The sequence below is a fragment of the Flavobacterium aurantiibacter genome, from assembly GCF_002251775.1.
Classification (GTDB): Bacteria; Bacteroidota; Bacteroidia; order Flavobacteriales; family Flavobacteriaceae; genus Flavobacterium; species Flavobacterium aurantiibacter.
Map to the genome: position 1 here is coordinate 34,511 of NZ_NOXX01000197.1, position 11,921 is coordinate 46,431.

At 37.1% G+C, this 11,921-nt stretch carries 9 protein-coding genes; 2 read left to right on the top strand and 7 right to left on the bottom strand.

All coding sequences use genetic code 11. The annotated features are described in order from the left end of the window. Positions 1 to 225 precede the first annotated feature (225 nt). Positions 226 to 1,164, bottom strand: coding sequence for a hydrogen peroxide-inducible genes activator (locus CHX27_RS08720; protein ID WP_094486385.1), 939 nt, complete (start codon positions 1,162 to 1,164; stop codon positions 226 to 228). A gap of 93 nt (positions 1,165 to 1,257) precedes the next feature. Between CHX27_RS08720 and katG the strand changes: the two genes are divergently transcribed. Then, positions 1,258 to 3,540: a catalase/peroxidase HPI gene (gene katG / locus CHX27_RS08725; protein ID WP_094486386.1), complete on the top strand. Its 2,283-nt coding sequence runs from the start codon at positions 1,258 to 1,260 to the stop codon at positions 3,538 to 3,540. Between the two features lie 285 nt (positions 3,541 to 3,825). Here the strand turns inward: katG and CHX27_RS08730 are convergent, their stop codons facing one another. The 6 genes from CHX27_RS08730 to CHX27_RS08755 all read right to left on the bottom strand — a co-directional run bounded on the left by CHX27_RS08730 (position 3,826) and on the right by CHX27_RS08755 (position 10,475). Continuing rightward, positions 3,826 to 4,464, bottom strand: coding sequence for an alpha-ketoglutarate-dependent dioxygenase AlkB (locus CHX27_RS08730; RefSeq protein ID WP_207758951.1), 639 nt, complete (start codon positions 4,462 to 4,464; stop codon positions 3,826 to 3,828). 4 nt (positions 4,465 to 4,468) lie between these two features. Then, positions 4,469 to 5,890: a hypothetical protein gene (locus CHX27_RS08735; protein ID WP_094486387.1), complete on the bottom strand. Its 1,422-nt coding sequence runs from the start codon at positions 5,888 to 5,890 to the stop codon at positions 4,469 to 4,471. Beyond that, positions 5,890 to 7,647: a hypothetical protein gene (locus CHX27_RS08740; RefSeq protein ID WP_094486388.1), complete on the bottom strand. Its 1,758-nt coding sequence runs from the start codon at positions 7,645 to 7,647 to the stop codon at positions 5,890 to 5,892. The genes CHX27_RS08735 and CHX27_RS08740 overlap by 1 nt, the downstream gene beginning before the upstream one ends. 12 nt (positions 7,648 to 7,659) lie before the next feature. Beyond that, complete coding sequence (locus tag CHX27_RS08745; protein ID WP_094486389.1) at positions 7,660 to 8,922, bottom strand: DNA/RNA helicase domain-containing protein; 1,263 nt, start codon at positions 8,920 to 8,922, stop codon at positions 7,660 to 7,662. A 6-nt stretch (positions 8,923 to 8,928) separates the two neighbouring features. Next, positions 8,929 to 9,231 carry a helix-turn-helix domain-containing protein gene (locus CHX27_RS08750; protein WP_094486390.1) on the bottom strand — a complete coding sequence of 101 codons (303 nt, stop codon included), beginning with the start codon at positions 9,229 to 9,231 and terminating at the stop codon, positions 8,929 to 8,931. 461 nt (positions 9,232 to 9,692) lie between these two features. Further along, positions 9,693 to 10,475, bottom strand: a complete 783-nt coding sequence (locus tag CHX27_RS08755; protein ID WP_094486391.1) for a CDP-alcohol phosphatidyltransferase family protein — start codon at positions 10,473 to 10,475, stop codon at positions 9,693 to 9,695. A gap of 586 nt (positions 10,476 to 11,061) precedes the next feature. Between CHX27_RS08755 and CHX27_RS08760 the strand changes: the two genes are divergently transcribed. After that, on the top strand, positions 11,062 to 11,640 hold the full coding sequence (locus tag CHX27_RS08760; protein WP_133063444.1) for a hypothetical protein: 579 nt from the start codon (positions 11,062 to 11,064) through the stop codon (positions 11,638 to 11,640). Positions 11,641 to 11,921 lie beyond the last annotated feature (281 nt).

Below are 11,921 nucleotides of genomic sequence, written 5' to 3' on the forward strand. Positions count from 1 at the left end.
AAAGTAAAAACAAGAAAGCTAAAACCGCCGCAATTGTACAAGTGTAAATGAATTCAAATAACAGAGTTAATCCTCTAAACATGCCGGCAGGTTCGGTGTAATAATTGAAGAACATATACACACACCAAAAATAAATTAGCAATAGGGAAATAGCTGCATGACGATAGAAAAGAACTGGTTTTATGATTGTGTTTTTTCAAGCGTATACAAGCTTTATGCCAAACCTTATGCCAGCGGATTGAGCTGTGCGCCACTTGTTCCGATTTTGGGAAGTTGATCGACAACCTTATCTGAAATTTCCTTTTGTAAAATGTGCAACAACTTATTCTTTACAAAATGATTGTGCACCACCAAGCCAATGGTTCGATACGGAATCGGATTCGAAAAGCTACTTAAATGCAAACGTTCAGCTTCAGGAAAATCGGTTGTAGCCAAATACGGTAAAAATGTCGCCGCTTTATTAGCCTTCACAAAACGCAACAAACCATCTATCGAACCGGCTTTGTACTCAAAATTTAACTTCGAAGTCAGCAAGCGATCGCGTTGATCACAAATTTGCAAAACCTGCGTTCGCATACAATGCCCCTCCTCCATCACACATAAATTATTCAAATCGATACTCTTAGCAGCTACTTCGGCGCAACCTACTTGCTCGGCATCGTAAAATAAAAATGGCTCGTCGTACAGCGGATATTCGATAATTTCTTTGTCGTTTATCGGAGTAGATAAAATGCCGATGTCCAAGGCACGCGATTTTAACTTACGAATGATTTCCGCTGTCGTCTCTTCACGAACAATAATATTCAGGTTCGGAAACTTCCTCGCAAAGTCCTGTAAAAATAGCGGAAGCAAAAACGGCGCAACGGTAGGAATTACCGACAAACTCAAAGTTCCGGTAATTTCACCCTTTAATTCCTGCGTCAGTTCTTTAAAAGCTGCAATATTCTTTGAAATGACTTGCAGTTGCTTCACAATTTCCAAACCTTCGGTAGTAAGCTGCACCGGTTTCTTTTTGCGATCAAAAATCTTTATGCCAATTTCATCTTCAAATTTGGAAATCATGGTGCTCAATGTCGATTGCGTCACAAAGCACTTCTCTGCGGCTAATTCAAAATGCTGGTACTCGTGAACCGCTAAAACGTACTGAAATTGCTGAATATTCATCTACTGCATCAATAATGTTATTGAAAATATCGTTTTTATAGAACAAACATACTAATTACTTTTGAACTGTTAAAGATCTTAAACCACTGACATATGAAAAAATTCTTCACATTAACAAGCATTCTTATGGCATTCAGCATGCAAGCGCAGGAACGCGCGGAAGGCGGAAAATGTCCGTTTGGTTTCGACAATCCGGGCAAAGCAGCTGCAACTACCGAGGCAGCGCCTACTCCACAAAACGGTTATACAAATAAAGACTGGTGGCCGAGTCAGCTCGACTTAAGTGTCTTGCGCAAAAATTCGGAACTCTCTGATCCGATGGGCGCGAACTACAATTATGCAAAAGCATTTAAATCGCTCGATTATCAAGCTTTGAAAAAAGACATTAATACGTTAATGACTTCTTCGCAGGAATTTTGGCCTGCCGATTTTGGAAGCTACGCCGGTTTATTTATCCGCATGGCGTGGCACAGTGCAGGAACGTATCGTACGGGCGACGGTCGTGGCGGTTCGCGTGCCGGACAACAACGCTTTGCACCACTAAACAGCTGGCCCGATAATGCCAACTTAGACAAAGCACGTCGATTACTTTGGCCGATCAAACAGAAATACGGAAACAAGATTTCGTGGGCCGATTTGATGATACTCGCCGGAAATGTGGCGCTCGAAAACGCCGGATTTAAAACCTTCGGATTTGCAGGTGGTCGTGTAGACGTTTGGGAACCTGAATCGCATGTGTATTGGGGACCAGAGAAAAAATGGTTAGACGACAAGCGGTATAGCGAAGGTCGCAAACTTGAAAATCCGCTTGCAGCCGTTCAAATGGGATTAATTTATGTGAATCCGGAAGGTCCGAACGGAAATCCAGATCCGGTACTTGCGGCAAAAGACATTCGTGAAACCTTCGGACGAATGGGAATGAACGACGAAGAAACCGTTGCACTTATTGCCGGCGGACACACCTTAGGTAAAACGCACGGTGCGGCAGACTCAAAAAATGTAGGTGTAGAACCAGAAGCAGCCGGTATTGAAGCACAAGGCTTGGGCTGGCAGAACAACTACAAATCAGGAAAAGGAGGCGATGCCATTACTTCTGGATTGGAAGTTACTTGGACAAAAACGCCTAACAAATGGAATCAGGATTATTTCCAAATTCTATTCGGTTATGAATGGGAATTAACGAAAAGTCCGGCCGGAGCGCACCAATGGGTAGCCAAAACCGAAGATTTAGTGATTCCGGATGCGTTCGATAAAACGAAAAAGCACAAACCATACATGTTAACCACCGATTTGTCGATGCGTTTCGATCCGGAATACGAGAAAATCTCACGCAAATTCATGGCAAACCCAGACGCATTTAACGATGCATTTGCACGCGCTTGGTTCAAATTAACACACCGCGATATGGGACCGAAAACTACCTACCTCGGACCAGAAGCACCCTCAGAAGATTTAATTTGGCAAGATCCGATTCCGGCGGTAAATCACAAATTAGTTACGGCAAAAGACATTTCCAAACTAAAAACCACCTTGTTAAACAGCGGTTTAAACTTGTCGGAAATGGTGCGTACTGCTTGGGCATCAGCTTCTACATTTAGAATTTCAGACCGTCGTGGTGGTGCCAACGGAGCGCGCATTCGCTTAGAACCACAACGCAACTGGGAAGTGAACAATCCCGCACAGTTGAAAAAAGTACTTGCAGTGTACGAACGCATACAAGCCGATTTCAATGCAAAATCGAAAGATGTCAAAGTATCTTTAGCAGATATCATTGTGTTGGCGGGAAGCGCTGCTGTAGAACAAGCTGCCAAAAATGCTGGCTATACTGTGGAAGTACCGTTTGCTCCCGGACGTATGGATGCTTCGCAAGAACAAACCGCAGTAGCTTCGTTCGATGTTTTAGAACCAATTGCCGACGGATTTAGAAACTACAGCAAAAAACAATACACGGTTCCAACAGAAGCTCTATTGATTGATAAAGCACAACAGTTAACGCTTACTGCGCCCGAAATGACTGTCTTGGTGGGAGGTTTACGCGCTTTGAACGCAAACTACAATGGAAACAAAAACGGCATTTTGGCAAACACCAAAGACCAATTAAACAACGAGTATTTTGTGAAATTGTTAGAAATTGGAACCACTTGGACGGCAACCGACGATACGCAAGAAATCTTTGAAGGCCGTAACAGCAATACAAAAGCGTTAAAATGGACAGCGACTCGCGCCGATTTGATCTTCGCATCCAACTCAGAATTACGCGCTTTAGCCGAAGTGTACGCCAGCGACGATTCCAAAGAAAAATTCGTGAAAGATTTCGTTGCTGCTTGGACGAAAGTGATGAATTTAGATCGTTTTGATTTGCAATTCAACTTCTAACATCTATTCAGCGTAAAGCGGTTTGCGGCTTTGCGAAGAAGCGGATTTCGGAGCTCAAAACTGTCAACATAGCACAAAAGTTGATGCGAGGTAGAATGTTCAATTAACCACTGAACCCGCTTTTTTGCAAAACCGCTGTTAGCACTTCGCCCTTCTTTTCTGTCGTATTTGTTCGTTGTCATTTCTTGTCTGTCTTAGTGCGTTGGCTTGGTGGCTCTTTTGCAAAACTTGGCTTTAGCTTTGCTTTGTGCGGTTTTGCAAATGTGCAACCAAAAGCGTTGGCTTTTACTTCAATATTACTTTCCTAAATGTCATAGAAATCCTTAATCGTCTTTCTGTTTTCACGCCTCTAAAGTTGTCAGTTTTTCGCTGTGCGATTCCATGTGTCCAGTTATATCGTGCCTCTCCACTTAAAACTACAAGACTGCCTGATTCAAGCATTACTTCTACTTTCTGTTTTGTCCGAAGATTGATAAAATCCATAACACAAGAAGAGCCTAAACTAACTGATATAATTGTGTCGCCAAAGCATGGTTCACAGTCAACATGATTTGCGATACCTTGTCCAGGTTCGTATTCGTTAATAATTAGCTGGTCGGGCAATTCACTTATGTGTTTTTCATCAAATAGTCGCTGCGCCATTGTCATAGCCCAGCTTGGCAATTTTCCAATGAACATTGAATAGTCAATTGACCGTGCTTTGTAGTCATATTTATAGCCATAGTGTTGCACTCTGCGTTTTATGTCAGAAAGCCATGGTTCTGAATTAATAGACTCAATAAATCTTTTTACTTCCAACTTATCAATGAAGTTCGGAATATAAGTCAAGCCGTTAATCATTGATATATCATTCATGATATTTGGATTACAAAGTCCTTGTTGCGTTGCTAAACTATCGGGTGCTTGGCTAAATAAATCATACATAATTTTAAAATTTTAATACCTCGAAATAGATGGATTCGTGAACTGGTGGATAGAAGCTATTTCTTTGATTATTGTATTTAATTGTTACTTTTTCTGAAAGCAATAAATCATGCTTTAGTAGTTTCTTTTTGAATAGTTCATACTTAATATTTTTCGTCTCATCCGTTGTGTTTTGGAAAAGTAAAAATCTTGGGAGAGAACTATAAGTATTCAATAAGTTATTTATTTCAGTTGCTAATAAATCTATCTTCAAAGTCGGACTTGCAAAGAGATAACATGTGTTTATTAGAATTGAATTTGCATTGCTGAAATCGTTATTTTTGATTTCAGTAATGCTTTTTATGAAATCGTTATTAGTACATTCCTTATAAACAGAATTAGTCATAAAATCTGCTGCTGCTGCTAACATTGAATTATAATAGTCAACACCGATATAGTCAAACTGTTGTTTTGAACTTTTGGTAGATAGTAAATAATCTGTTAAAGCAATTCCTGATGTTGCAGGTCCACAGCCGACATCAATAAATTTCAAGCAACCTTCTTTTGAAACAAGCTTTTTTATCCATGCACATCTTTCAAAAAGATACAGCGATGAATAATAATGCTTACGCATATTAAAGTAACAATACAGTTTTACAATATCAGCAGGTTGAAGCTTTTTATAAGGCTTATCAAAATTAGCTTGACCGAAATTGATTACTTCTGAACGGATTGTAAAAGTATCTAACCCTAGTAAAATGTTATTCCATACTGTGGAATCATGATATTTAATATAGTCAATAAATTTTTCGTTAAAAAGTTGTTCGGTAAAGCGAGAAGGTGTAAATATTTTATCAACATTTTCGTGTAGCTCAATTCTATAGTCTAAAGCCCCTTTTCGTTTTTTATATTCACTTAAAATTGGAAATTTTTTGAGCAAATCAGGACTGTCAAACAATTCTTGAAAACCAGCTATATGGCTAAATTCAAAAAAGTAAGAATGTAAATCCGAAAGAACATCATCTGTATAATCTTCATTTTCATCAGCAATAGCTTTTGATATTTTCTCTAAATATTGCGGAAATCTTGTTAAATGGGAATTTGTTTGCCGATATTCAAATTTATATTGAAACCATGCTTGAAGCCTGTATTTGAGAACATTGTCTTGCAGATTAGTAATGCATGTTTGCACGAATGCGGTATTATTGGCGGACTTAAAATAAAATGCAAGAATTGTTACAAAAAATTGAATTCCTACAGTATCAATTCCATGTCTTCGTTTGGAATGAATATGTCTAATTAACTCAATACAATCTCTAGTTACTGATGGACTCACAACCAAATTACTGAAGAGCAATTTAATTTCGTCCCTGTTCTCAGAAACAAACTCATTTAACTCAGCTAAGTCAAATTGTAATGACTCTATTTTTAACTCTTCAAGTGTCATTATAATTCTTTATGTTTTTGTGACAAGGCGATTCTTTGTTTTATTTCATCTACGTCAATTTTATTTGCCCTAATAGCAACAATCAACTCTTCTTTTGAATAATACACAAATTTCAAAATAGATTTTGGGTTTCCGATTAATTCTTCTAAACCAATCAAATGTCTTTTCAAACCTAAACGATGACAAACCAGTCCAAACTCTGAAAATATAGTAATCTCATTTGGTAATTTTTTAAGTTGTACCTCTATATCCGATTTTAATATTCTCTGATAAAGTTTGCCAAATATCACAGTTGAATAACAATCATAGCCATCGATAGCAATATTGGTAGAACCTTGTTCTACTAATATGTTTTTATATATTGCTAAATCATTGGTCTTAATACCAAAAACTAAATTGAAAACAGTATCAATAATTCTATAATCGAATTCTGTTGTCAATTCAAATTTGATAGTTGGTTTAATGGGAACCTTGATGAATTTTTTAATTGTATCATCAAATATGGTAAGTCTGTCTTCTGAATTTCTAAGTTGTTTGTATCCAAAAAAGAAATTGAGTGTTGCAAATGCGTATTCACTAAACTTATTTACTTTAGAATTTATCAATTCTACTCTAGGGAGTTCAGGATTTTGGCTTGTTCCAAAGTTGCGTAAATAAGCAAAAACATAAAGAGCTAAACTGTTTTTAGACTGCAACCCTAAAATGTCTGTCATTACTTTTTTTCGCTCAAGGCTTTTTCTGAGAGCTGAAAAGATATTCTTTACTTGTTTTTCTTCACTAGGAAAAGAATTCGTTTTGTCGCAAAGCGATTCAAATTCATTTGTGTCTGCATCAGTAAAATTTGCGTAGTCATATACTCTATTAAAAAGCCAATTTAATAATGGACGATCGTTAGGGCATGAATTAGTAAACAACCACTTATAGTAATCTGATAAATTACCACTATCAACAATTTCTTTAGCAAAAGTTTCGTCTATTGCTTGAACCGCGAATAAGGAATGGTCTGAAAGAGACTTGTATTTTCCCGTCTGATTATAAGTTAACAAATTGAAGTTTCTTGCCCCGGCAATCAATCCCAATATTTTATCAAATTGTTTCAGTTTTGATTCTAATGTTTTGGGACTGATATTTAATTCATCATAGGTAATCTTTGATAAATTTGATGGATAGCCAACTTCAATTAAGGTTTCTGGAATAATACCTGCATCTCTAATAAGAGAATCGTCAAGTGTTTTTTTCTTGGTTTCAATATCTTGAACAAATAATTTTCTTATTCTGCTTACAGGTATAATTCCACTATAAAGTCCGAATTCATCCTTTACTGATATTAAGGTTGAATCAATTGCCGATGCATCTATATGAATAAGCATATGGTCTTTATTATTGGAAATAAAACCGTTTGAAATGAGTAAGCCATTCTCATTAATTGCTTGGGGGTCTGAAAATGCTTTTTGAGAACTGTATTTAGAGGGGTAAATACAGCCCGAAGAAAAATATTGTAACAGGTTGGATTTATGAACCTCAATGAAAATATCTTCTGATAAAGAAAATTTGCTTTTTGAACTGTTTACAGTTTCAGTTTTGTCATTAAGAGGTTTAGTTCTTACCTCTTCAGTATTGTCTAAATTTGTAATTTCAAGAGGAATTTCTGTTTCTTTTTTTGTTGGATTTAGAAATAGGTTTCCAGTAATTGTATCTTCTTGTGATGACTTCACTTTTGGTTTTTCTCCCTTAGGTTTTATTATTCTCTTTGCCATGATTATTATTTTTTAAAATGGTAAATCATCATCAAATAAATTAACTTGATTTTGATTGTTATTTGTATCGAAATTCAAAAGTTCAGGAATGTCATAGCACATGACATATAGAAGCGTTCTTGCTCTTGTTGCTCCAACGTAATAGTGATTTCTTGTTGCCCACATTTTTATTGAACCATCTGCATTTTTTTCCTCTATCCATGTGTTTTCATTAATTCTCTTTTTTCGTGGTTTTGAAAGTGCTCTTTCAGCATCATTAAAAAATGGCATAATAACAATATCAAATTCTAACCCTTTACATGAATCATAAGTGCAAATAAATGGAGTTTTCATTCTGTCAAACATTACTTGTTCTTCTGCTTGTGGCATTCCATTGTAGTAGTATGAAAATGTTCTGTTGTCGGGTGCATCAGGTTTACAGGAATATCCATTTTCAGGTCTTTCTAAATAGTTTTTAATGTCAACTACTTGATTTCCGTAGTTAACTAAAATGCCGATATTACTTGCAGGGTTTGCCTCAATTATTTCTTTGATTTTTGAAAGTTGTGCATCAGTTGAAAGATTATCCAATATTTCAGGATTTTCTCCATTTGGCAATTCACTTGTGTCAAGCTCTTGAACATTTACATCGTCAGGAACAAAACCTCTTGCAAATTCAAAAATCTCTTTAGTGTTTCTGAAATTTTGTTCCAACGGTTGAAGGTCTGTATGTTTCTGATTATTGAGTTTTTCTAGAATAATTGACAATGCTTCATCGGGTGGAAAATTGCTTTGCAAATCTTGTGCGTTGTCTGCACCACAAGTAACTTTTTCAGCTAGAAGAAAAGCTTTAGCAAAAACCGATGGTGTTAAATCTTGTCCCTCATCAAAAAATATTTCCGCATATTTTCTGCCACCTCTAGAGCTAATTTTACTAGAAAAATTTCTCCCAATAGTTTCTTCATCGTAGCTAGTTTCAAACCAACCATACCACTTATAAAATGAACTTACTTTGTTTTCAATTACTGATTTTATTGTCCGCTCGTCTAAATCACCAAAGAGTTCTTCTGCTTTGTTCCGTAAGATTCCCTTTATAGAAGCTAACAAAGTTCGATTGTATGTAAATAATAAGGCGTCTTGATTGTTTTTAACAGGAGTCAAAAATCTAAAAATGGTTACAGTGGTTTTGCCACTTCCGGGTCCGCCAGTAACTACAAGTGATTCATCATAATCATCTATCGCCAATCTTTGGGCATCAGTTAATCTAAGCGGTAATCTAAAAATAAAGTCAGGCATGGAATATTAAATTGCTTTTGATTTTAATCTTTTTTCTGTTAATTTTAAGGCATTGTAGGCTGATGGTTCTTGCTCTAATGTGTTTAATAATTTATCCGAAAGCCAAATAGTTAACAGCTCATCGTTAGCGACTTTTAAAACGCTCGCCAATCTTTCAACATGAGTTCTTGTTGCTTGCTTTTCGTCTCTCTCCATTTTACTTATGAAAGCAGTGTCAACTTCAAGAGCTGCTGCCAATTGTCTTAATAACAAGCCTCTCGCTTCTCTATAATTTCTAATGGTTTGCCCAAATGTTTTCTGATTGTTCATAACTGACTTGTTCAAATTGGTCAAATTTACGCTTAAAAAATTAATATATCTAAGAATGTTGAAAATTCATTTTTACTGTCGGGTGGTGGGTGGGCTTGGGGTGCGGTTGGGCAAAATTAAATGTGGTGTTTTTGTATCGGCAGATGAGTTGGCAAAACACCTCTTTTAATTTTGCGAAGCGTTGGCATTTTGTCTTTCATTTTCTGCTCGTTTGTTGTCGGTCGTGTCGGTCTTTTAGGGTGAGTGCTAACTCATTGATAGATCAGAAACCAACTGGATTTGAACTTTCAAATTCGGTTGGTTTTTTTTATTGAATAATAAGATATGAAGTTCTTACTTTGATGATAATTAAATGATTATCAATAAATAAACTACTGGCTTTTCATCTAAAGAACAGAGCTATTACTTTTATTCTTTATCGCAAACGAAAATCGATTTAAGAAAAAAATCGCTTTTGAAAATTACAAGCCTACAGGTAAATGATAAAAGTAGCGCCGAACACCTACGCAAATAAAAACCATGGCGGTATACGCTACGAAGAACGGTAAAATCAGCTGTTTGAAATCGAATACCAGCAAGAATGCAATAACGAAAAGCTGGAAACCCAGTCCGAATGTCGACACGAAAGTCATAAGCCAATTCGGAAAAATTTGTCCTTTATTGGCGTTCCGATCGAGTGCATAAATTGCTTTATCAAAAGCAGAATAAAACAATTTGTATAAGAAAAACAGCACATTAACGTGTTTTTGCGACTCGCCGGGTAAAGCAATGGGCGTTTTGTCTTCAATAACGCGACTTGTTGTATCGCCTGCAAATCGGTTTCGCAAAATAACGTAGTAGTAATTATAGAGCGTTCCTTGCAGTTGCAGACCTACAAAAGCAATGAGGCAAATCCAGATAGAAATTTCGGTGACGTACCAAATGGATAAGAAAATAAAAAAGTTCAAGATTATGTCGGCCACCGAATCGGTGTATCGGCCAACATACGACGGCGTTTGTTTTACGCGTGAAAGTTCGCCATCGGCCGCATCTAAAACAGACTTCACAATCAAGAAAAAAGCTGCTAGAAAGTAGTGATTAAAGATGATGCAATAAACAGCTATCAATCCGGCAATTATAAAACCGAATGTGACGTGAAGCGGCGTTAATGCTGTGTCTTTTAAGGAATTGGCAATGATTTTCGCTGCGGGTCGGCCGTAATCTGACAAATCAATAAATTTATGTTCCTGCGGTAATTTACTCATTCTGGTAAAGAGGTTTACGAAATAAAAAAAGCTTGTTTACGTAACAGGCTACTTAATTTTTGGCATACAAAAGCGAGTACTTGAAATCATGCAAAGTCGCTAAAGAAGCAGAAACAGCGGGACGAATTTCTCTAACGCATTTTCGTTGGCGAAATAAGCACTTTTTTACGACTTCCCAAAAATACCATCGACTAAAACCAAAAATTCGACGAAAACAATCGCTAGTGAGTTTATAGTCAATTTGTTGGTAAAAAACAAAGAACTTGAATATCGGCACAGCAACGCGAAGGTTTAAAATGATTCCCTGTTTTTAAGTCGGCCTTTTCCTAAAAAATGCGCCATTTTGTGCATTGAACGTTCGCTTCATTCTCAAACGACTTGTTAACGCTTGGTCAACGATTCGTAAAGAGTGGTAATTCAAATTGCTAAATATCAGTTACTTAAAAACAAAGTTTCGATAGTAGCATAATTTGGCACACGCATGCTGGTCAATTTCGGCATGTGCTTTGGATATTCGTATACAATTCAAATTTTGAATTCGAGAAAACCGAAAATCGAAAGAGTAGGAAGTTTTAAAATTTTAGAAATGATGAAAACTATTACTTTACACCTGTTCGTAGCTTTAACCTTGGGAACCCTGACAACGGCTACTGCTTTTAACGATTTTCCTTGCGCTGTCGAAAACGCGGAACCTTTTGTTTTCACTGAAAGAGGAATCGACTTTTACGTTTTTCCTGACGGGCAATTCGATTTCAATACGAGGCCAGAGACAACCGGCGATTATTACTATCGCAAAGCTGGAACCCGCGCTCAAGCTCGAGGCAGAAACCAGGTCGAGGTAAACTACGGCGTTCGCATTGAGCACGATGCATTCGGACGTGTTCGCAGAGTTGGAAACGTATTTATCAACTACGACGCCTTCGATCGTGTGAACCGCATTGGTACTGTGTATATGCGCTACAACCGTTTCGCGATGAGTCAGATTAGCGGTTTGCGAATTGAGTACGATCGCCGAGGAAACATCGTCAATTTTGTAGGCGACATTCGAAGACGCACCTACTACAACGGTTACGATTACGGCTATAACACCCATGAATACCAAGACGATACGTATTACTACTACCGCGCCGATGGTACTCGTGGAAAAATGAACACTAAAAATTAAAAGATCTTTAAATAGTTATGATTGGTTGATTGAGGAAGAGGCCTTCGGAAACGGAGGTCTTTTTTTTGGGAGATTTTGAGATTGAGAGATTTCGAGATTTAAAGATTGGCCTTCGACAAGCTCAGGCACCGAACAACGATACTTGGTTAGGTTGGGGAAATGAAACGTAAAAGGGTGAATTCATCGAAGTCTTAATACTTAATACTCCAATCTTGATACTAAAAATGCTTTGCGAACTTTGCGTAAATCTTCGTGTTCTTTGCGGTTAAAAATTCAACAAG

What these genes read in the sequence shown, in the direction of transcription:
- katG (WP_094486386.1), top strand. Translation starts at nt 1,258, where the DNA reads ATGAAAAAATTCTTCACATTAACAAGCATTCTTATGGCATTCAGCATG.
- CHX27_RS08750 (WP_094486390.1), bottom strand. Translation starts at nt 9,231, where the DNA reads ATGAACAATCAGAAAACATTTGGGCAAACCATTAGAAATTATAGAGAA.
- CHX27_RS08740 (WP_094486388.1), bottom strand. Translation starts at nt 7,647, where the DNA reads ATGGCAAAGAGAATAATAAAACCTAAGGGAGAAAAACCAAAAGTGAAG.
- CHX27_RS08755 (WP_094486391.1), bottom strand. Translation starts at nt 10,475, where the DNA reads ATGAGTAAATTACCGCAGGAACATAAATTTATTGATTTGTCAGATTAC.
- CHX27_RS08720 (WP_094486385.1), bottom strand. Translation starts at nt 1,164, where the DNA reads ATGAATATTCAGCAATTTCAGTACGTTTTAGCGGTTCACGAGTACCAG.
- CHX27_RS08730 (WP_207758951.1), bottom strand. Translation starts at nt 4,464, where the DNA reads ATGTATGATTTATTTAGCCAAGCACCCGATAGTTTAGCAACGCAACAA.
- CHX27_RS08760 (WP_133063444.1), top strand. Translation starts at nt 11,062, where the DNA reads ATGATGAAAACTATTACTTTACACCTGTTCGTAGCTTTAACCTTGGGA.
- CHX27_RS08735 (WP_094486387.1), bottom strand. Translation starts at nt 5,890, where the DNA reads ATGACACTTGAAGAGTTAAAAATAGAGTCATTACAATTTGACTTAGCT.
- CHX27_RS08745 (WP_094486389.1), bottom strand. Translation starts at nt 8,922, where the DNA reads ATGCCTGACTTTATTTTTAGATTACCGCTTAGATTAACTGATGCCCAA.